The organism is Rhodococcus sp. GXMU-t2271 (genome assembly GCF_041414735.1).
Lineage (GTDB): Bacteria > Actinomycetota > Actinomycetes > Mycobacteriales > Mycobacteriaceae > Rhodococcus > Rhodococcus indonesiensis.
Genome location: NZ_JAUIZP010000006.1, coordinates 76,615 through 96,564 on the forward strand (window position 1 = coordinate 76,615; position 19,950 = coordinate 96,564).

18 protein-coding genes are annotated in these 19,950 nt (G+C 71.1%); 9 read left to right on the forward strand and 9 right to left on the reverse strand.

Annotated elements, in window-relative coordinates; translation table 11 throughout:
- The first annotated feature begins 36 nt into the window (after positions 1-36).
- From QYS60_RS03670 to holA, 3 genes are read left to right on the forward strand one after another with little or no spacing between them, the layout of a single operon-like run.
- Positions 37-852 carry a helix-hairpin-helix domain-containing protein gene (locus QYS60_RS03670; RefSeq protein ID WP_371382463.1) on the forward strand — a complete coding sequence of 272 codons (816 nt, stop codon included), beginning with the start codon at positions 37-39 and terminating at the stop codon, positions 850-852.
- The gene (locus QYS60_RS03675) at positions 849-2,387 is read left to right on the forward strand and encodes a ComEC/Rec2 family competence protein (protein ID WP_371382464.1); all 1,539 of its coding nucleotides are present in this window, start codon (positions 849-851) and stop codon (positions 2,385-2,387) included. The genes QYS60_RS03670 and QYS60_RS03675 overlap by 4 nt, the downstream gene beginning before the upstream one ends.
- Entirely contained in the window at positions 2,384-3,352 is a 969-nt protein-coding gene (holA, locus tag QYS60_RS03680; protein ID WP_054373728.1) for a DNA polymerase III subunit delta, read from the forward strand. The genes QYS60_RS03675 and holA overlap by 4 nt, the downstream gene beginning before the upstream one ends.
- 61 nt (positions 3,353-3,413) lie before the next feature.
- Here holA and rpsT read toward each other — a convergent pair whose 3' ends face one another.
- Complete coding sequence (gene rpsT / locus QYS60_RS03685; protein WP_003937021.1) at positions 3,414-3,674, reverse strand: 30S ribosomal protein S20; 261 nt, start codon at positions 3,672-3,674, stop codon at positions 3,414-3,416.
- A gap of 343 nt (positions 3,675-4,017) precedes the next feature.
- Here rpsT and QYS60_RS03690 point away from each other — a divergent pair, with 343 nt between their 5' ends.
- Positions 4,018-4,926 carry an aquaporin gene (locus QYS60_RS03690; RefSeq protein WP_371382465.1) on the forward strand — a complete coding sequence of 303 codons (909 nt, stop codon included), beginning with the start codon at positions 4,018-4,020 and terminating at the stop codon, positions 4,924-4,926.
- On the opposite strand, the gene QYS60_RS03695 is transcribed toward QYS60_RS03690, so the two are convergent.
- Entirely contained in the window at positions 4,911-5,564 is a 654-nt protein-coding gene (locus QYS60_RS03695) for a type II toxin-antitoxin system PemK/MazF family toxin (RefSeq protein ID WP_371382466.1), read from the reverse strand. The two genes, QYS60_RS03690 and QYS60_RS03695, sit on opposite strands and share 16 nt — an antisense overlap.
- Before the next feature lie 187 nt (positions 5,565-5,751).
- On the opposite strand from QYS60_RS03695, the gene lepA reads away from it, so the two are divergent.
- Entirely contained in the window at positions 5,752-7,539 is a 1,788-nt protein-coding gene (gene lepA / locus QYS60_RS03700; RefSeq protein ID WP_235157362.1) for a translation elongation factor 4, read from the forward strand.
- A gap of 6 nt (positions 7,540-7,545) precedes the next feature.
- On the forward strand, positions 7,546-8,478 hold the full coding sequence (locus tag QYS60_RS03705; protein ID WP_371382467.1) for an NAD(P)H-dependent flavin oxidoreductase: 933 nt from the start codon (positions 7,546-7,548) through the stop codon (positions 8,476-8,478).
- Positions 8,479-8,482: 4 nt separating this feature from the next.
- On the opposite strand, the gene QYS60_RS03710 is transcribed toward QYS60_RS03705, so the two are convergent.
- Positions 8,483-10,441, reverse strand: coding sequence for a glycoside hydrolase family 15 protein (locus tag QYS60_RS03710; protein ID WP_003937026.1), 1,959 nt, complete (start codon positions 10,439-10,441; stop codon positions 8,483-8,485).
- Positions 10,442-10,505: 64 nt separating this feature from the next.
- Here QYS60_RS03710 and QYS60_RS03715 point away from each other — a divergent pair, with 64 nt between their 5' ends.
- Entirely contained in the window at positions 10,506-10,712 is a 207-nt protein-coding gene (locus tag QYS60_RS03715; protein WP_003937027.1) for a hypothetical protein, read from the forward strand.
- 98 nt (positions 10,713-10,810) lie between these two features.
- The gene (locus QYS60_RS03720; RefSeq protein ID WP_371382468.1) at positions 10,811-11,830 is read left to right on the forward strand and encodes an extracellular solute-binding protein; all 1,020 of its coding nucleotides are present in this window, start codon (positions 10,811-10,813) and stop codon (positions 11,828-11,830) included.
- A 65-nt stretch (positions 11,831-11,895) separates the two neighbouring features.
- Here QYS60_RS03720 and QYS60_RS03725 read toward each other — a convergent pair whose 3' ends face one another.
- The 6 genes from QYS60_RS03725 to QYS60_RS03750 form a co-directional block, all read right to left on the reverse strand.
- Positions 11,896-12,777, reverse strand: coding sequence for a universal stress protein (locus QYS60_RS03725; protein ID WP_003937029.1), 882 nt, complete (start codon positions 12,775-12,777; stop codon positions 11,896-11,898).
- 72 nt (positions 12,778-12,849) lie between these two features.
- Positions 12,850-13,605, reverse strand: a complete 756-nt coding sequence (locus QYS60_RS03730; protein ID WP_371382469.1) for a sirohydrochlorin chelatase — start codon at positions 13,603-13,605, stop codon at positions 12,850-12,852.
- Positions 13,602-14,924 (reverse strand): sulfate adenylyltransferase subunit 1, encoded by a 1,323-nt coding sequence (locus QYS60_RS03735; protein ID WP_003937031.1) that lies wholly within the window; start codon positions 14,922-14,924, stop codon positions 13,602-13,604. The genes QYS60_RS03730 and QYS60_RS03735 overlap by 4 nt, the downstream gene beginning before the upstream one ends.
- 2 nt (positions 14,925-14,926) lie before the next feature.
- Positions 14,927-15,871, reverse strand: coding sequence for a sulfate adenylyltransferase subunit CysD (gene cysD / locus QYS60_RS03740; RefSeq protein ID WP_371382470.1), 945 nt, complete (start codon positions 15,869-15,871; stop codon positions 14,927-14,929).
- Positions 15,868-16,605, reverse strand: coding sequence for a phosphoadenylyl-sulfate reductase (locus QYS60_RS03745; protein ID WP_371382471.1), 738 nt, complete (start codon positions 16,603-16,605; stop codon positions 15,868-15,870). Before QYS60_RS03745 ends, cysD begins: the two co-directional genes overlap by 4 nt.
- The gene (locus QYS60_RS03750; protein ID WP_371382472.1) at positions 16,602-18,329 is read right to left on the reverse strand and encodes a nitrite/sulfite reductase; all 1,728 of its coding nucleotides are present in this window, start codon (positions 18,327-18,329) and stop codon (positions 16,602-16,604) included. Before QYS60_RS03750 ends, QYS60_RS03745 begins: the two co-directional genes overlap by 4 nt.
- 387 nt (positions 18,330-18,716) lie before the next feature.
- Between QYS60_RS03750 and hemW the strand changes: the two genes are divergently transcribed.
- On the forward strand, positions 18,717-19,919 hold the full coding sequence (hemW, locus tag QYS60_RS03755) for a radical SAM family heme chaperone HemW (RefSeq protein WP_371382473.1): 1,203 nt from the start codon (positions 18,717-18,719) through the stop codon (positions 19,917-19,919).
- The last annotated feature ends 31 nt before the right edge of the window (positions 19,920-19,950 follow it).

Consider the following 19,950-nt stretch of genomic DNA (forward strand, 5'->3'; position numbering starts at 1 on the left):
GCGGCGACAGCGGTCCTGTCCGGTTAGCGTCGCGCCATGGGCAGCAGCGACGAGCACGACCTCGTGCGCAGCCGGCTCGACGCGATCGCCCGGTCCACCGGCGACCGTCCCCCGGTGGCGCCGACGGTCCCGGCGGACGACGACCCGTACCCGTGGTACGACGCGGCCGGAACCGCCGATCCACCGGGCCCGATCGAGCGGTTGCGCGCGGCCCGCTGGCAGACCGGCCGCCGCGGGACCGGGGCCCTGGCGGTGGTCGGTGTCGTGGTCGTGCTCGTCACCCTCGTCGTGACCTGGCGCGATCGTCCCGTCGCGGAACCGGTCCCGCCGCTGCCGGCGGTGGAGGTCGCAGCACCGACGGCGGATCCCGTCGCGCCCCAGCAGGACTCGGCGCCGGAGGAGGTGGTGGTCAGTGTCGTGGGCCTGGTGGGCAAGCCTGGCCTCGTGCGAATTGCGCCCGGCTCGAGGGTTGCCGATGCCCTCACCGCCGCGGGCGGCGCCCTCGAGGGGGCGGACCTGACGGGCTTGAATCTGGCGCAACGGCTCGCGGACGGCGACCAGATCATGGTCGGCACCCTGCCGCCGGTCCCGCCGGTGAGCGGCATCTCCGGCGCCGCAGGTGCGGGCGAAACCGGAGTGTCCGGCGCGCCCGAGACAGGGGGACCGGTGAACCTCAACACCGCCGACGAGGCGGCCCTCGATGCGCTGCCCGGCGTCGGTCCCGTGACCGCCGCCGCGATAGTCGCGTGGCGCCGGGACAACGGTCCGTTCACCGACGTCGAACAACTCGCCGAGGTAGACGGGATCGGCCCCGCTCGGCTGGCGCGCCTGCGAACGCTGGTGACGGTATGACCGAAGCCGGCTGTGACGACGCACGCCTGGTGCCGGCCGCGGTCGCGGCGTGGGCCGCAACCACGCTCGGGTTGCACGCCGGCTGGCAGGTCGCGCTGGGGCTGGCAGCGATCGCCACCCTGTGCGCGGCGGCCACGGTCGTGGCAAGACGCCGACGGCGGTTTCGCGCCGCGGCCGCGCCACTGCTCGCGACTCTCGTCGTCGCCGCCGGGTTCTCTGCGGCAGTCGCGCTTCGGATGTGGGCGGTCGAGACGCATCCGGTCGCCGCGGCGGCCGCGCGCGAGGGCTGGGCCACGCTGGTGGTCGAACCGACGGAGGATCCGAAGAAGTTGGGGGACAGTGTCTTCGGAGGAGATCAGGTGCTGGTCCCGGCGAGGCTGCACCGCGCCGAGCTGGGTGCCGGCCGGTACACCGGCGGCGGTGCCGTCGTGGTGTTCGCCCCCGCAGACGCGTGGGCGGAACTGCTGCCGGGGCAGCGGGTGACCCTGCGCGGGCGGCTCGCCGACCCGGACAGCGCGGACCTGACGGTGGCCGTGGTCCGAGCCGACGGCCCACCCCGATCGGTGCAGGCGCCGTCGCGGGTGCAGCAGGAGGCAGGACGGATCCGCGAGCGTCTCGCCTCGGCGTCGGGGGCGGTGCTCCCGCCCGCTGCGGCCGGGCTCCTGCCGGGTCTCGTCGTCGGCGACACCTCACAGCTGCCCGACGGCGTCCGGGAGAGTTTCCGGGTCGCGGGCCTGACCCACCTGACCGCGGTGTCCGGCGCCAACGTCAGCATCGTTCTCGGCGCGGTGCTGCTCGCCGTGCGGGGACTCGGCCTCGGTCCCCGCACGGGCGTCGCGCTTGCGGCTGTCGCGCTGGTGGCGTTCGTCGTCGTCGTGCGCCCGTCGCCGAGCGTGCTGCGTGCCGCCGCGATGGGTGCGATCGGATTGCTGGCGCTCGTGACGAGCCGGCGACGGAACGGGCTGCCCGCCCTGGCGGCCACGGTCGGGGTGCTGCTCGTCGCCGCACCCGAACTCGCGACGGACACCGGGTTCGCCCTGTCGGTCGCGGCCACGGCCGGCCTGGTATTGGTGGCGCCGGCCTGGGTGACCCGGCTGCGGGCCCGCGGGTGGCCCCGCGCGGCGGCCGAGGTATTCGCCGTATCGGCGGCCGCATTCGTCGTGACCGCACCGATCGTCGCCGCGCTGTCCGGCACCGTCAGCGTCGTGGCGATCGCGGCCAACATCCTCGTCGCACCGGTAATTCCGCCGTTGACCGTGCTCGGTACGACCGTCGCGGCGGTCTCCGCGGTGTCGCCGGCCGCGGCGGAACTGCTCGCTCGTGGGACCGCGCCCATGCTGTGGTGGATCCTCGAAGTGGCGGCGCGTGCCGCGGCCCTGCCCCTGGCCGAGGTGCCCGTCCCGGCGGGCGTGGGCGGAGCGGTCGCCGTCGTCGGCGGGCTCGTCGCTGCCGGCTACCTGCCGCGGCTACGGCGCGGACGCCCGGCCGGGGCACCGACGGTGATGTCCGAAGGGCGTGGCACGATCGATCGGTGACCAACCCGCAGTTGCATCTCGTGCTCGGTGACGAAGACCTTCTCGTCGAACGGGCCGTCGCGCGGATCGTCGGTGCCGTCCGGGAGCGGACGGGGGCGGGAGCCGAGCTGCCCGTCTCGCGGCTGCGCGCCGGGGACGCCGGCGCCGCCGAACTCGCCGAGCTGCTGAGCCCGTCGTTGTTCGCCGAGGACCGGGTGGTCGTCCTCGAATCCGCCGCGGAGGCCGGCAAGGACGCCGTCGCACTGATCGTCGACGCAGCGACCGACCCACCCGAGGGGGTGGCCCTCGTCGTCCTGCACAGCGGCGGCGGCCGCGCGAAAGCCATGGTGGGCGAACTGCAGAAGTGCGGCGCCGAGACCCACGAGTGCGCCAGGATCACCAAGGCGGCCGAGCGGGTGGACTTCGTGCGGGCCGAGTTCCGCACGGCCGGCGTTCGGGTCGCTCCGGAGGTCGTGCAGGCCGTGATCGACGCCGTCGGCTCCGACCTACGAGAGCTGGCGGCGGCGTGCAGCCAGCTCGTCGCCGACACGGGCGGCAAGATCGATGCCGCCGCCGTGCAGCGCTACTACTCCGGCAAGGCCGAGGTCACGGGGTTCGAGGTGGCGGAGAAGGCTGTCGCGGGTGACGAAGCCGGGGCGCTGGAATCGCTGCGGTGGGCGACGCATCGTGGCGTCGCGCACGTCCTGCTCGCCGATGCTCTCGCCGACGCCGTCCACACGATCGCGCGCGTCGGCTCGGCCGGGCGTGGCGACCCGTTCAAGATGGCGTCCGAACTCGGCATGCCGCCCTGGAAGGTGAAGAAGGCCCAGGCGCAGGCACGCGCGTGGGATCCGGGATCGATCGGGACGGCGCTGCGGGTGGTGGCCGACCTCAACGCCGACGTCAAAGGCGCGGCGGCGGACGCCGACTACGCGGTCGAGCGTGCCGTGCGCCGTGTCGCCGGGCTGGCCGGCCGGAGCCGTTAGACGACGGAAGCCGCCCGGTCCGAGGACCGGGCGGCTTCCGGAGCAGAGCTTGCGTTCTACCTCAGAGTCCGTTGGCGACCTTGGCCAGAGCGGACTTCTTGTTGGCGGCCTGGTTGGCGTGGATCACGCCCTTGCTGGCTGCCTTGTCGAGCTTGCGGCTGGTGGAGACGAGGAGCTCGGTGGCCTTGTCCTTGTCACCGGCGGCCGCGGCCTCGCGGAAGGAACGGATCGCCGTGCGCAGCGAGGACTTGACCGACTGGTTGCGGAGTCGGTTGCGCTCGTTGGTGCGGATCCGCTTCACCTGGGACTTGATGTTGGCCACGCGTAAAATCCTGTCGTCTTGCTGGTAGTTGGTCGGAAAGCTCTGGGCGCACTACGGCACCGACGGACCACGATACCAGCGGCCCGGCGGAACCCCAAACCAGGTGTCCGGGACCGTACACCGGATGTCTTTGCGCTCGCTGCCTGCCGCCCCTGCCGGAAACGGTCCTCGGCGTCACCGGATGTTGTTGTGGACGTCACCCGGCTTGCGTAGTGTCCGCTGTGTTCTGTTGCGGTAGTGCTGTGCGGCCGGTGGGCCCCTCTTCGACCCGCGGTGTTCGCCAGTGCGGATGTTCGACACATCGGATCCGGTCCTCCGGGATCGCACGACGCGAGGTGGGCGCATGACGAACGAACACGAGACGGGCCGCAAGGACCGGGCGGAAGACCGGACGGCGGACCTTGCACCCGGCGCGGCCGAACACGAGACCGCGCTCGAAGCCGTCGAGAAGGAAGAATTCTCGGACGCGAAGAAGTACGCAGCGGAGGCGATCGGCACGTTCGTGCTCGTGTTCTCCGCGGTCGGCACGGCGGTCTTCGCCGGAAGCAAGGTCGGCAATCTGGGCGTCGCACTGGCGTTCGGGCTGACCCTGCTCTTCCTCGTCTACGCCATCGGGCCGATCTCCGGTTGCCACGTGAACCCGGCGGTGACGGTCGGTCAGCTCGCGATCGGGCGGGTCACGGCCAAGCGGGCGGTGTTCTACATCGTGGCCCAGGTCTTCGGCGGGCTCGTCGCGGGCGTGACGATCTACTCGGTGGCGCAGTCGCTGCCGACCTACGACCGGGCCGTGCAGGGGCTCGGCGCCAACGGTTGGGGACCGCACAGCCCGTCGGCGGTGGAGGGCCCGCTCGGCGGGGTGCTCATCGACGGTTACGGCATCGGGGCGACCATGATCGTGGAGGTGCTGCTGACCGCGCTCCTGGTGTTCGTCGTGCTCGCCGCGACGGACCAGGCGTCGGACGTGCTGCTGGCCGGGGTGTCGATCGGCTTCACCCTGGCGGTGATCCACCTGGTCGCGATCCCGATCGACAACACCTCGGTCAACCCGGCGCGGAGCATCGCGGTCGCTCCGTACCAGGACGGCGCGCTCGCGCAGCTCTGGCTGTTCATCCTGTTCCCGCTGATCGGCGGCGCCCTCGGTGCGCTCGTCTACCGCTCGCTGTTCGGCCGGTTCGCCGGACTGCGGCCGTCCATGACGCCGCCGCAGGCGTCCGCCGGCGGTGACGGGACGACCGGCTACCGCCGGCGGTGACGGGACGCGCAGCTACCGCCAGCGGTGACGGGACGCGCAGCTACCGCCAGCGGGGCCGGGACGCGCAGCGACCGCCAGCCGTAGTCGGCGCGCAGGCGCGCCGCGACCTGCTCGAACCGGGACCGGTCGAGCACCGCGCCTTCGCGCCGGATGCCGTCCTCGGGCACGTCGAGCACGCGGTCCAGGCGGACCCAGCTGGGCCGGTTGCCGGCGTCCCAGCTGCCGTTACCCAGCGCCAGCCAGTCCCGGTGACCGTCCCGGTCGTCGTTCGACGACAGCATGAGGCCGAGCAGGGTTCCGCCGTTGCGTCCGACGACGAGCACGGGCCGGTCCTTGCCCTGGGTCGCGTCCTCCTCGTAGGCCACCCACGTCCACACGATCTCGCCCGGGTCGGCGCGGCCGTCGAGGTCGGGGGAGTACGAGATCTGCCGGGCGCGCTGCGCGGTGGGGGCGGTACGGGAGGCCACCGGACGGCCCGGCTTCGGGGCCGGCCGGGCGGCGTCGGCTGTCCCGGCGCCGAGGGCGGTCCGGGCCCGGTCGAGGGCGCCGGAGCGCTGCATCTGCTCGAGCAGCCGCGGCCCCTGCTCGACCGCGATCCGTCCCAGTTGTCTGCCGAGTTTCTTCCATGTGCCAGCCACGTCGGCGAGCTTAGCGGCGCCCGCTGCCGTACAGGTGCGGCCGCGGGACCGGACCCGGCGCGACTTGGATATTCTGCAGGGGTGACCGCGGCCCGCCAGGGCTGCTGCCCGTCCGAGTCAGGAGCCCGACATCAGCACCTTCGCCGACACCACGTTCACGGACCCCGCGAAGATCCGGAACTTCTGCATCATCGCGCACATCGACCACGGCAAGTCGACGCTCGCGGACCGCATGCTGCAGCTCACCGGTGTGGTCGAGGAGCGCCAGATGCGTGCTCAGTACCTCGACCGGATGGACATCGAGCGCGAGCGCGGGATCACCATCAAGGCCCAGAACGTGCGGCTGCCGTGGCAGGTCGAGGGCGAGGACTACGTCATGCACCTCATCGACACGCCCGGGCACGTCGACTTCACCTACGAGGTCTCCCGTGCGCTCGAGGCGTGTGAGGGCGCGGTGCTCCTCGTCGATGCCGCCCAGGGCATCGAGGCGCAGACCCTCGCCAACCTCTACCTCGCTCTCGACAAGGACCTGACGATCATCCCGGTCCTGAACAAGATCGACCTGCCCGCGGCCGACCCGGACCGCTACGCCGCCGAGATCGCGCACATCGTCGGCTGCGAGCCCGACGACGTGCTGCGGGTGTCCGGCAAGACCGGGGTGGGCGTGCGGGAGCTGCTCGACGAGGTGATCCGGCAGGTGCCGCCGCCGGTCGGCGACCCCGACGCGCCCGCCCGCGCGATGATCTTCGACTCGGTGTACGACACCTACCGTGGCGTCGTCACGTACGTGCGCGTGGTCGACGGCAAGATCGTGCCGCGCGAGAAGATCAAGATGATGTCCACCGGCGCCACCCACGAGCTGCTCGAGGTGGGCATCGTCTCGCCCGAGCCGAAGGCCACCGCCGGGCTCGGGGTCGGCGAGGTCGGGTATCTCATCACCGGCGTGAAGGACGTGCGTCAGTCGAAGGTCGGTGACACCGTCACCTCGGCGCGGGGCGGCGCCGCCGAACCCCTCACCGGTTACCGGGAACCCCGCCCGATGGTCTACTCCGGCCTGTATCCGGTCGACGGGTCGGACTATCCCGTCCTGCGCGATGCCCTCGACAAGCTGCAGCTCAACGACGCCGCGCTCACCTACGAACCCGAGACGTCGGTGGCCCTCGGCTTCGGGTTCCGGTGCGGCTTCCTCGGCCTGCTGCACATGGAGATCACCCGGGAACGACTCGAGCGCGAGTTCGGCCTGGACCTGATCTCCACCGCCCCCAACGTGGTCTACCGCGTGGTCCTCGAAGGCGGGCAGGAGCACATCGTCACCAACCCGTCGGACTGGCCCGAAGGCAAGGCCCGCGCGATCTACGAGCCGATCGTCAAGTGCACGATCATCTCCCCGAGCGAGTTCATCGGTTCGATCATGGAGCTGTGCCAGTCGCGGCGTGGCGAACTCGGCGGCATGGACTACCTGTCCGAGACCCGGGTCGAGCTGCGCTACACCCTGCCGATGGCCGAGATCATCTTCGACTTCTTCGACTCGCTGAAGTCCCGCACCCGCGGCTACGCCAGCCTCGACTACGAGGAGGCCGGGGAGCAGGAGGCCGCACTGGTGAAGGTGGACATCCTGTTGCAGGGCGAGGCCGTCGACGCGTTCAGCGCGATCGTGCACAAGGACGCGGCCGCCGCGTACGGCAACAAGATGACCACCAAGCTCAAGGAGCTGATCCCGCGGCAGCAGTTCGAGGTGCCGGTGCAGGCGGCGATCGGATCGAAGATCATCGCCCGGGAGAACATCCGTGCGATCCGCAAGGACGTGCTCGCCAAGTGCTACGGCGGCGACATCAGCCGCAAGCGCAAGCTGCTCGAGAAGCAGAAGGAAGGCAAGAAGCGGATGAAGACGATCGGCCGGGTGGACGTCCCGCAGGAGGCGTTCGTGGCCGCGCTCTCGTCCGAGGCGTCCTCGGACAAGCCGAAGGGGAAGTAGTCCACCGTGCTCGAGACCTGGCTCACCCGCACCCTGGGCATCACCGTCCCGCTGCTCGGCGCCCCCATGGGCGGCCGCGCCGGCGGCCGCCTGGCCGGGGAGGTGACCCGGGCCGGCGGGCTCGGCCTGATCGGGGCCGCGCGCTACAACACCGCGGAGTGGCTGGCCGCCGAGTCGGCGGTGGCGCGCGAACTCGGCGGTGGGCCGCTCGGTTTCGGGCTGATGACCTGGTCGCTCGCCGACGACGACAGTCTGCTCGACGCGGTGCTGGCCGAACGGCCCCGCGTGGTGTCGCTGTCGTTCGGCGACCCGGCTCCCTATGTGCCGCGCGTGCGGGCGGCCGGTGCCGTCGTGATCTCGCAGATCAACACGATCGAGGACCTGCGGGTCGTCGAGGCCGCGGGGGTCGACGCCGTCGTCGCCCAGGGACACGAGGCCGGCGGTCACACCGGGCACATCGGGACCCTGCCGCTCCTGCAGGAGGTGCTCGAGTCGACGTCGCTTCCGGTGCTCGCCGCGGGCGGCATCGCGTCCGGGCGGGGACTGGCAGCGGTGCTCGCGGCCGGTGCGGAGGGCGCGCTCGTCGGCACGGCGTTGCTGGCGAGTCCCGAGACGGTGGGTCCGAAGTACGCCCGGGACCGGCTCGTAGCGGCGAGCAGCAGCGACACCGTCTACACGGACGTCTTCGACCGGGCCCGGCACCAGCCCTGGCCGGTGCGATGGGGTGGCCGGGCCCTGACGAACGACTACACCGCCGAATGGCACGGGCGCGGCGCCGACGAGGAGACCCTCGCCGCCGCGTACGACGGGACCGACCCCCGGCGGGGTGTGGTCTACGCCGGGGAGGCCGCCGGACTCGTGCGGGAACAGCGGCCTGCCGGCGAGATCGTCCGGGACATCGCCGATCGCGCGGAAGAACTGTTGCGCCGGTCCTGGTAGCGGGTCACGGCGCCCGGCGCGCGGGCTGGAACTCCCCGGCCGCGATCTGCTCCTCCGCCCGGATCACGTGCACGACCGCATTGATCTGGGCCAGGTGGGTGAACGCCTGGGGGAAGTTGCCCAGGTGCCGGCCCGAGCGCGGGTCGATCTCCTCGGCGTAGAGCTTGAGGGGGCTGGCGAAGCCGAGCAGACGTTCGCACAGTGTGCGCGCCCGCTCCACCTCGCCGATTTCCACCAGGGCGGAGACCAGCCAGAACGAGCAGATCGTGAAGGTGCCCTCCTCGCCGGTCAGTCCGTCGTCGGTCGAGTCCACGCGGTAGCGCAGGACCAGTCCGTCCTCGGTCAGTTCGTCCTCGATCGCCAGGACCGTCGCCCGCACCCGCGGATCGTCGGCCGGCAGGAACCGCAGCAGCACCACCAGCAGTGCGGAGGCGTCCAGGGAGGGGTGACCGTAGCGCTGGGTGAACACCCCGCGCTCGTCGACGCCGTGCTCGAGGATGTCCGCCTTGATTTCGTCCGCGACGGCCTCCCACCGCACCGCGTAGTCGGGACGGCCGTGCGTGCGCGCCAGCCGTGCGCCCCGGTCGAGCGCGACCCAGCACATCACCTTGGACGAGGTGAAGTGCTGGGGCTCACCGCGCACCTCCCAGATCCCGCGATCGGGCAGGCTCCAGTGCTGCTCGGCCTGCCCGACGAGACGTTTCACGGCCGGCCAGAAGGACTGGGGCATGTGCCGGCGGGTCCGCGCGTGCAGATATACCGAATCCAGCATCGCACCCCAGATATCGTGCTGCACTTGATGATACGCATCGTTACCGATCCGCACCGGACGCGCTCCGTCGTAGCCGCACAGGTGCTCGAGTTGCGATTCGGTGAGCACCCGCTCGCCGCCCACGCCGTACATGACCTGCAGCGGCTGCAACTTGCCGTCCTCGCTGCGGGACGCGTCGGAGATGAAGGCGAAGAACGCGTCGGCCTCCCGGTCGAGCCCGAGGGTGTACAGACCCCACAGCGCGAACGTCGAATCGCGCACCCACGCGTAGCGGTAGTCCCAATTTCTTTCTCCGCCAGGTGTTTCCGGGAGGGATGTGGTGGCTGCGGCCAGCAGTGCCCCGGTGGGGGCGTACGTCAGCCCCTTGAGGGTCAGTGCGCTGCGCTGCAGGTAGCTGCGCCAGGGGTGATCGGGGAAACGACCGGTGGTGATCCACTCCCGCCAGAAGTCCGCCGTCTCGGCCATCTTCGCGGCGGCCTCCTCGAATGTCCCCGGACACGGCACGTCCGACCACGACAGGGCGACGAACGCCGTGTCACCTTTGCTCATCCGGGTTCGTGCCCGCGCCTCGCCGTCCTCGAGGCCGAGCCGGAGATCGGTGGTGAGCCGCAGTTCGGGGTGCTCTCCGGGTTCGCCGGCGGTGCAGTACGCCGTGGCCTCCTCGTACACCTTGCCCGTGTACTCCCACCGCGCCGGAGCGCGATGGTAGTCGAACGCGGGGGCGCAACTGACCTCGAGTTCCACGGTGCCGCTCACGCAGCGGACGGTGCGCAGCAGCATGTGCTCGGCGTCCCAGTCCGTCGGCGTCCGCGTGTGGGTCCGCGACCTCTCCTGGACGGCATGCCACGGCGCCATCACCAGCGCGTCGCGCACCACGATCCAGCCCGTCTCGGTCTGCCACGTGGTCTCGAGGATCAGTCCGCCGGGCAGGTACCGGCGTGCCGCCGGGACGGTGCGGTCGTGCGGGCCGATGCGGAAGTAGCCGGCACTGCGGTCGAGGATCGCCCCGAACACGCTCGGCGAGTCCGGCCGGGGCAGGCACATCCATTCGACTGCCCCGTTGCGGGCGATGAGGCAGGTCGTTTCGCAGTCCGACAGGAACGCATAGTCGTCGATCGGCGGGTAGGGGCTCCGGTGTGGGGGGTGCGAATGCGCGGAGGAGAGGCCCGATCCTTCAAACGTCTGTGCCATCACCTCATGATCCCGGCACCCGGCCCTCGGCGTCCACCGAACGAGCGCCGACTAGGGTGGGGGCGTGGATCGGGTGGCTTCGTGGTGGGACGGCTTCGAGTTGTGGTTGGCCGGCCTCCCGTTCGTCCCGCAGGTCGCGCTGGTGCTGGGTGTCGTGGTGCCGGTGTGCGCCGGCGTGGCCTGGTTGCTCGACCGTGCCCTCGCGGGCGTCCTCGCGGCCGTCGGACGCAGGGAGCCGGCCGCGTCCGAACCGAAGACGGAGGATCGCTGACATGCCGCGCTCACGCGTGACCCTCGCCCTGGCCGCCCTGCTCGTTCTCGTTGTCGTGGCCTGGCTGCTGACCCGGTGATCCGCGCCGGAGGTGTGTCGTGAGATTCCGTCCGAGCCCGCACCTCGTCGCGCTCGCTGCCGCCGCCGCGCTCACGGCGTGCTCGGCCGGTGACGGGCAGCGGGCCGACGACGATGCTGCGGCCGGCTCCGGCCCCACCGTCGACCTGTCCGCAGCCGAGGGCGCCAGGGCAGCGCTGGACGAGGTCATCGCCGCGTTCGGCACCACCGAAGCCGGCGAGGACGTCCGTTTCGACGTCACGTCCGGTCCATCCGCGCAGCAGGCGGCCGCCGTCGTCGGCGGCGCCTCGGCCGATTTCGTCACCTTCGCCTCGGTGCCGGACCTGTCCGGGCTCGTCGACGCCGGATTGGTCGACCCGGACTGGAACGCGGGGGTGTACCGGGGGATCCCGTACGGATCCGTCGTGACGATGCTCGTGCGGGAGGGCAATCCCTGGGGCGTGACGGACTGGGACGATCTGCTCGCTCCGGGCCTCGAGGTGGTCACGCCCGACCCGACGGCCTCCGGCGCGGGCGAGCTCAACCTGCTCGCCGCCTACGCCGCGACGAGCAACGGCGGTGCCGACCCGCAGGCGGGCCGGGACTACCTCGCGGCGCTCGTCGGTGACCACATCGAGTCCTCGCCCGCGAGCCCCGAAGAGGCCGTGGAGGTGTTCGTGCAGGGTGCCGGGGACGTGCTGCTGCTGTCGGAACGCGACGCGGTCCGGCTCGAACGCGACGGCGCCGCGGTCCGGCGCGTGCCCCTGGCCACCACCCTCCGGATCGACAGTCCCGCCGTGGTGATCGACAACGCGCCCGACGTGGTGGCCGCCCAGGAGTTCAACGACTTCCTCTACACCGCGCAGGCACAGAGGATCTGGGCCTCAGCCGGATTCCGGCCGGCCGACCCGGGCGTCGCACGGGAGTTCGCCGACGACTTCCCGGCTCCCGAAACGCTGTGGACCGTCGACGATCTCGGCGGCTGGAGTGCGGTCGAGGCCGAACTGTTCCGGCCCGGCACCGGCAGCATCGCCGTGATCTACGCCGAGGCGACACGGTAGGAGGGCGCCGACCTACGGTCGCGTCCGAAATGCCCTGCGTGAACCGGGATTCGCGGGTCCGGGTGTCATTGTCGGCAGATGAGTACCGGGCAGCGGGAATGGTGGAGCAGCCCCTGACCGGTGGAGCCGAGGAGGGCCGACGCGATCGTGCTGCGACCGTGACTGCCCACCGCGACGAGTTGCGCGTCGACGGAACGCTCGATGAGGGCCACCATCGCGCCGCGGCGCTCGAGCTCCGGCCGCACCTCGACGTCGGGATACCGCTCGCGCCACCCGGCCAGGCTCTCCGCGAGGTCGGCCGCCTTCTGCTGCGCATACGTCGACCAGTCGACGAAGCGCGCGGACTCGTCGTAGCCGCGCAGTGTCGACTGTTCGGTCCACGCGTGCACCGCGATCAACGGCACGCCGAGGAAGGAGGCGAACTCGAACGCGTGCTCGATGGCGGCGGTGCTCAACGCGCTGCCGTCGACACCGACGACGACCGGCCGTGTGTCCACCTCCTCGTGGTCGTCTTCGCCCCGCCACGCCACGACCGGGCAGCGGGCATGGTTGGCGACGCGGACGACGTCGGAGCCGGCGAACATCGAGCGCAGTTCCCCGGTCGTGGTTCGTCCGACCACCAGCAGACGGGCCGTATTCGACAGTTCGACGAGCGTCTTCGCCGGGGGACCCGGTCGGCTGCTGCATTCGACCTCGACGTCCGCACGACCGTCGAGCGCCGCGCGGCGGGCACGTTCGAGCAGCCGTTCGCTGTCGGCCTGCAGGAGCTTGGCGAATTCCTCCCTGGATCTGCCGGTTGCGCTCGGCGCATCGGGGAGCACGTTGACCAGGTGCAACGGCTCACCGAAGATCCGGGCGGCGGACGCGGCCCAGTGCGCCGCGGAGAACGAGCCGTCCGAACCGTCGACCCCGACGACGATCCCGTGCCGAATCGGTGCTGTGGCCATGACGATGCCTCCTTGCCTCGAGTCCAGTCTGTGCCGATACGACCGGAGTGCGCCAGAGGCAATCGGTGGATGTCAGGCGGTGTGACGCGATGCGGCCCCGGCGTGCACGAGCGACTGCCGGTAGCGTTCGTCGATCACGAACCCGACGGCAGGGGAGTCCGCGAGGGTGCCGGAACAGACGACCTCGGGGAACTCCGCCTGCGCGGCGGCGACGGCGCGGTCCCACAGCAGCCCGGGCGCGAGCATCCAGGGGGCGAGCACGAGCGTGGTGGCACCGGCGGCACGCAGGTCCGACAGGGCGTCGACGACGGTCGGTGCCGCGGCGGTGGCGAAGCACGTGCGGCCCCACCCCCACGCCGTGCCGCGCAGCAGACGCGGCGTGATCGCCGAGGTGGCGGCATTGGCGTCCCGGCGCCGGGATCCGACCGCGCACAGGGCGACGCCCACGGTCGGGTCCGTCGGGGAGACACCGGCTGCACCGATCGCCTCGCGGCCCGCCGCGACGAGGCGCTCGTCGGCGCCGAGGACGTCCGCCTGGACCACGTCGAGACGCGGATGCCGGACGCGGGCCTCGGCGAGGAGCGCGGGCAGATCCACCCGGGCGTGGAAGGCGCTGCCCAGCAGCAACGGAACCACCACGACGCGGCGGTGCCCCTCGGCGGCGACAGCATCGACGACCTGCCCCACCGAGGGAGTGTTCAGATCCAGGAACGCGAGCCGCACGTCCCGGTCCGGGTGGCGGTCCCGTAGCACCGCCAGCGCGGCAGCCATGGCACGCGCCGAGCGCGGGTCACGGCTGCCGTGCGCGACGGCGACGAGCGGGATCATGCGGGGACGCGGTCCCCGAGTTCGACCTCGGCGAGGCTGTTGCCCACCAGGCCCGCGGCGAGGGTGTTCCCGCCCGCGGGGTCGATCAGCAGGAAGCTGCCCGTGCGGCGGTTGACCTTGTAGTCGTCGGCCGCGATGGGTTCGGCGACCCGGACGGTGATGCGGGCGATCTCGTTGAGCTCGATCGACTCCGGGGCGGGAACCGAGGTCAGGTTCTGCTCGTCGAAACGCTCCTCGAGCGTCCCGACGATCGCCTGGGTCGTGCGGGTGCCGTGCTTGAGCAGCAACCGGGCGCCGGGCCGCAGCGGCTTCTCCGCCAGCCAGCACACCGTCGCCTCGAACTGATCGATCGGTTCCGGGGCGGCAGTCGGGGCGGCGATGACGTCCCCGCGGGAGACGTCGACGTCGTCCGCGAGGATCAGGGTGACGCTGCGGCCGGCATGGGCGAGAGCGAGTTCGCCGTCGGCGGTGTCGATCCGCTCGATCGTGGTCCGGGTGCCCGCGGGCAGGATCACGACCTCGTCGCCGGGCCGGACGGTGCCCGCCGCGATCTGACCGGCGTAGCCGCGGTAGTCCGGGAAGTCGGCGGTGCGGGGCCGGATCACGTACTGCACCGGGAACCGCAGCCCGATCTCGTGGCGGCCGTGGACGTCGGCGTCGACCGGGACGGACTCGAGGTGCTCGATCAGGGTCGGGCCGTCGTAGTACGGCGTGTTCTCCGAACGGACCGCGACGTTGTCGCCGTGCAGGGCGGAGACCGGGATCTCCTGCACGTCCTCCGGCGACCAGCCGAGCGACCGGGTCAGCTCGTTGAACCGACCGCAGATGTCGGCGAACACGGCTGCCGGGTCGTCGACCAGATCGATCTTGTTGACCGCCAGCACGAGCTTGGGCACGCCGAGCAGCGCGAGCACGGCGGCGTGCTTGCGGGTCTGCGCGACCACGCCCTTGCGGGCGTCGACGAGCAGCACCACGAGCTGGGCGGTGGACGCCCCCGAGACGGTGTTGCGGGTGTACTGCACGTGTCCCGGGGTGTCCGCCAGCACGAAGCTGCGCCGGGGAGTGGCGAAGTAGCGGTACGCGACGTCGATGGTGATGCCCTGTTCGCGCTCGGCGCGCAGGCCGTCGACGAGCAGCGACAGGTCGGGGGTGTCGAGACCCTTGTCGACCGAGGCGCGGGTGACCGCGTCGATCTGGTCGGCGAGCACGGACTTGGTGTCGTACAGGAGCCGGCCCACGAGGGTGGACTTGCCGTCGTCGACACTGCCGGCGGTGGCGAGCCGGAGCAGCTGGGTGCTGTGCACGGGGAGGTCGCTCATGATCAGAAATATCCCTCTCGCTTGCGGTCCTCCATGGCCGCTTCGGACACGCGGTCGTCGCCGCGGGTGGCGCCGCGCTCGGTGAGCCGCGACGCGGCGACCTCGTCGAGGATCGCCTCGTTGTCGGCCGCCTCGGACAGGATCGCGCCCGTCGTGGAGCCGTCACCGACCGTGCGGTAGCGCACCGACCGGACCTCGAGTCCCTCACCCTCGGCCGGGCCGCCCCACACGCCGGGTGTCATCCACATGCCGTCACGCCGGTACACCGGGCGCTGGTGGGCGTAGTAGATGCTCGCGAGTTCGATGTCCTCCCGGGCGATGTACCGCCAGATGTCGAGCTCGGTGAAGTTGCTCAGCGGGAAGACCCGCACATGCTCGCCGGGAGCGTGCCGGCCGTTGTAGAGGTTCCACAACTCGGGCCGCTGCCGCTTGGGATCCCACTGCCCGAACGCGTTGCGCAGGGAGAAGATCCGTTCCTTGGCACGGGAGCGTTCCTCGTCGCGGCGGCCGCCGCCGAACACCGCGTCGAAACGGTTGTCGGCGATGGCGTCGAGCAGCGGAACCGTCTGCAGCGGGTTGCGGATCCCGTCGGGCCGCTCGGTGAGGCGGCCGTCGGCGAGGTAGTCCTCGACCTTCGCCACGTGCAGCCGCAACCCGTACTTCTCGACGACGTGGTCGCGGAACTCGAGCACTTCGGGAAGGTTGTGGCCGGTGTCGACGTGCAGCAGCGCGAACGGCAGGGGCGCCGGCCAGAAGGCCTTGAGCGCCAGGTGCAGCAGGACCGTCGAGTCCTTGCCGCCCGAGAACAGGATCACCGGACGTTCGAACTCGCCGGCGACCTCGCGGAAGACGTGGATCGCTTCCGACTCGAGGGCGTCGAGGGTGTCGAACCTGCTGCCGTCCGACGTGTTCCGGGATTCGGTGAATTTCGTGTCGATGAGTGTCATGAGGCGTGCAACCCGCATTCGATCTTGGCTCGGCCGGCCCACCGTCCGCTGCGCGGATCGGCTCCGGGTAGTGGTTTGGCGGTGCAGGGGGCGCACCCGATGGAGGGGTAGCCCTCGTCGACCAGGGGATTGACGAGGATCCCGTGTTCGTCGATGTAGTTCTGCATGTCCTCGTCGGACCACGCGGCGATCGGGTTGATCTTCACCAGCCCGAAGGCGTCGTCGAAAGAGATCAGCGGGGCGTTGGCCCGGGTCGGGGCCTCCACCCGGCGGATGCCGGTGACCCACGCCTGGTAGCCCGCCAGGGTCTGCTTCAGCGGCACCACCTTCCTCAGGCGGCAGCATTCGTTGGGGTCCCGTGCGAACAGGTCCTTACCGAGCAGGGCGTCCTGCTCGGCCACCGTCTGCTGCGCCTTGGCCTCGACCAGGTTCACGCCGTACACCTGCGCGACGGCGTCCCGGGTGCCGAGGGTCTCGGCGAAGTGGTAGCCGGTGTCGAGGAAGAGCACGTCCACGCTGGGATGCACCTGCGCCGCGAGGTGCACGAGCACCCCGTCCTGCATGTTCGACGCCACGATGTACGAGTCGCCGAAGTTCTCCTCGGTCCACTGCAGCAGATCCTGCGCCGAGGCGCCCTCGAGAGTGGCCGCCCCCTGCGCGGCCAGTTCCCGCAGTTCCTCCGTCGTCCGTGTCGTCGTCACGTTCCGTCCTTCGATCGTCTGCTCCCCGGTCATCGCAAATCGGCCTCGTCCGCGCGCAACACCCACTGCGAGAAGCGTTCTCCCGCGTTGCGGTGCTTGACGAAGTTGCGCACCACCCGCTCGATGTAGTCGCCCGTCTCGGCGCTGGTCACCTTGTGCTGGCGCAGCTTCCGGCCGAACGCCGCGTCCATGCCGAGCGTCCCGCCGAGGTGCACCTGGAATCCCTCCACCTGGTTGCCGTCCCCGTCGTCGACGAGCTGGCCCTTGAAGCCGATGTCGGCGACCTGCGACCGGGCGCACGAGTTGGGGCAGCCGTTGATGTTGATCGTCACCGGAACGTCCAGCTGGGCGTTGATGTCGGCGAGGCGCTGCTCGAGTTCGGGCACCAGCGCCTGCGAGCGCTTGCGGGTCTCGACGAACGACAACTTGCAGAACTCGATGCCCGTGCAGGCCATCAGGTTCTTGCGCCACGGCGTCGGGTTCGCGGGCAGGCCGAGCTCGTCGAGGTCGGCGATCAGCTGATCGACCTTCTCGTCGGCGACGTCGAGGACGATGAGCTTCTGGTAGGGCGTGAAGCGGATGCGATCGGATCCGGCCTTCTCGGCCGCGTCGGCGACGGCGGCGAGGATCGTGCCGGAGACCCGGCCCGCGATGGGGGCGACGCCGACCGCGTTGAGTCCGTTGCGCAGTTTCTGCACGCCCACGTGGTCGATCGGTCGTGTCGGCTTCTCCGGGGCGGGCCCGTCCAGCATCGGCCGCTTCAGGTACTCCGTTTCGAGAACCTCGCGGAACTTCTCCACGCCCCAGTCCTTGACCAGGAACTTCAGCCGCGCCTTCGACCGCAGCCGGCGGTAGCCGTAGTCGCGGAAGACCGACACGACGGCTTCCCACACATCGGGTACCTCGGCGAGCGGGACCCACGCGCCGACCCGTTGCGCCAGCATCGGATTCGTCGAGAGGCCACCGCCGACCCACAGGTCGAACCCGGGGCCGTGCTCCGGGTGGTTCACGCCCACGAACGCGACGTCGTTGATCTCGTGCACCACGTCCTGCTGACCGGAGATCGCGGTCTTGAACTTGCGCGGCAGGTTCGAGTACTTCGGGTCGCCGATGTAGCGGCGGACGATCTCCTCGACCGCCGGTGTGCCGTCGATGATCTCGTCGAGGGACTCGCCCGCGAGCGGGGAGCCGAGGACCACACGGGGGCAGTCGCCGCACGCCTCCGTCGTCTTCAGGCCGACGGACTCGAGGCGTCGCCAGATCTCCGGGACGTTCTCGACCTCGATCCAGTGGTACTGGACGTTCTCACGGTCCGACAGGTCGGCGGTGTTCCGCCCGAACTCGGTCGAGATCCCCGCGATGGTGCGCAGCTGCGCGAGATTCAGGGCGCCGCCGTCGCAGCGCACCCGCATCATGAAGTACTTCGCCTCGAGCAGATCGATGTTCTCGTCGCCGGTGTAGGTGCCGTCGTAGCCCTGTTCGCGCTGGGTGTACAGACCCCACCAGCGGAACCGGTTGCGCAGGTCGGTCCGGTCGATGCCGTCGAATCCGGTGTGCGCGTAGATGTCTTCGATGCGACGACGCACGTTGAGCGGGTTGTCGTCCTTCTTGACCTGCTCGTTGGGATTGAGCGGCTCACGGTATCCGAGTGCCCACTGGCCCTCCGCGCGCCGTTTGGCGGGGCGGGTGGAGCGGGGGCGGGCCACGGCGGTGTCGGTGGTATCGCCGGCGGGGGAGACGTCGGTGGTCGACGACATACGGGTACTCCTGGAATTCGCGAGGGGCCGGATCGGGGGTCGGCTGGGCGGGGCTGAGCCCGCGCGGACATGCCTCGACCCGGCAGGAATCGGGGTCTGCCGGAGGGGGTGGGCCGACTATCGACAGTCGGCGCAGAAACCGGCGGTGCAGGACAGACACCGCGATGCACAGACGCGCTTGAGGTCGACGTGGCGTCGCGCCACGAGTCGCACTCCGGGTCCGGTCATGGGGACCATTGTGCCATGTCACGGCCCTGTTCTCGAAACGTGGCGGTATTTACACCGGAAATCGGGGAAATGCCGAGGTGACAGGGCCGGACGCGGAGTGGCGTGTCCGGACCGTGTTGGAGCGACGGGCCCCGTGCGGGCTTCTGGAACACTGGGGGAGTGAGCGGAACGCGTGTCGGAGTCGGTGCAGGACTCGAGCTGCCGGCTTCGGCGCTGGCCGGGGTCGGTTCCCGCCCGTTCGGTGTGTACGTGCACGTCCCGTTCTGCGCGACCCGCTGCGGCTACTGCGACTTCAACACCTACACCGCCGGGGAGCTCGGCACCTCGGCGTCCCCGCAGTCGTGGCTCGAGGGCCTGCGCCGCGAACTCGATGCCGCGGCGCAGCTGCTCGGGTCTCCGGCGGCGCAGACCGTCTTCGTCGGTGGTGGCACCCCGTCGCTGCTCGGTGCCGACGGCCTGGGGCAGGTGCTCGACGCGGTGCGATCGAGCTTCGGCCTCGCCCCCGGCGCGGAGGTGACGACGGAGTCCAACCCGGAATCGACGTCCCCGGCCTTCTTCGACCGCATCCGTGCGGCCGGATACACGCGGGTGTCGCTGGGCATGCAGTCGGCTGCCCCGCACGTGCTGGCGGTACTCGACCGCACTCACACCCCGGGCCGGGCCGTCGCGGCGGCGGGCGAGGCACGCGCCGCCGGGTTCGGCCATGTCAATCTCGACCTGATCTACGGGACCCCCGGGGAGCGGGACGAGGACCTCGACGCGTCCCTCGATGCCGTGCTCGCGGCGGGCGTCGATCACGTCTCGGCGTATGCGCTGATCGTCGAGGACGGCACCGCGCTCGCCCGCCGGGTGCGGCGGGGTGAGCTGCCGGCTCCCGACGACGACGTTCTCGCGGCCCGCTACGAGCGCATCGACGCGCGGCTCGAGGCCGCCGGACTGACCTGGTACGAGGTGTCGAACTGGGCTCGTGCCGACGATCCGTCGGCACGGTGCGCCCACAATCTCGGCTACTGGGACGGCGGCGACTGGTGGGGGGCCGGGCCGGGCGCCCACAGCCACGTCGGCGGCGTGCGTTGGTGGAACGTCAAACACCCGGCACGCTACGCGGACGCGCTCGCCGCCGGTGACCTCCCCGTCGGCGGCAGCGAACTGCTCACCGCCGACGACGTCCACACCGAGCGGGTGATGCTCGAGGTGCGGCTGCGCACCGGCTTGCCGCTGGACGTGCTCGCCCCGGACGAACGCCGCGCTGCCGAGACGGTCGTTGCGGACGGGCTCGCCGAACTGCGCGCCGGCCGGCTCGTGCTCACCGACCGGGGCAGGCTCCTCGCCGACGCCGTGGTGCGCACGATCCTGACCTGATCGCGCGGCGGCGGGCCGCCTGATCGCGCGG

Bases quoted from the DNA above. Each gene is read 5' to 3' on its own strand.
- QYS60_RS03735 (WP_003937031.1), bottom strand. From the start codon at position 14,924: ATGAGCGACCTCCCCGTGCACAGCACCCAGCTGCTCCGGCTCGCCACC.
- cysD (WP_371382470.1), bottom strand. From the start codon at position 15,871: ATGACACTCATCGACACGAAATTCACCGAATCCCGGAACACGTCGGAC.
- QYS60_RS03730 (WP_371382469.1), bottom strand. From the start codon at position 13,605: ATGATCCCGCTCGTCGCCGTCGCGCACGGCAGCCGTGACCCGCGCTCG.
- QYS60_RS03675 (WP_371382464.1), top strand. From the start codon at position 849: ATGACCGAAGCCGGCTGTGACGACGCACGCCTGGTGCCGGCCGCGGTC.
- QYS60_RS03750 (WP_371382472.1), bottom strand. From the start codon at position 18,329: ATGTCGTCGACCACCGACGTCTCCCCCGCCGGCGATACCACCGACACC.
- QYS60_RS03710 (WP_003937026.1), bottom strand. From the start codon at position 10,441: ATGGCACAGACGTTTGAAGGATCGGGCCTCTCCTCCGCGCATTCGCAC.
- QYS60_RS03690 (WP_371382465.1), top strand. From the start codon at position 4,018: ATGACGAACGAACACGAGACGGGCCGCAAGGACCGGGCGGAAGACCGG.
- QYS60_RS03670 (WP_371382463.1), top strand. From the start codon at position 37: ATGGGCAGCAGCGACGAGCACGACCTCGTGCGCAGCCGGCTCGACGCG.
- QYS60_RS03745 (WP_371382471.1), bottom strand. From the start codon at position 16,605: ATGACCGGGGAGCAGACGATCGAAGGACGGAACGTGACGACGACACGG.
- QYS60_RS03725 (WP_003937029.1), bottom strand. From the start codon at position 12,777: ATGGCCACAGCACCGATTCGGCACGGGATCGTCGTCGGGGTCGACGGT.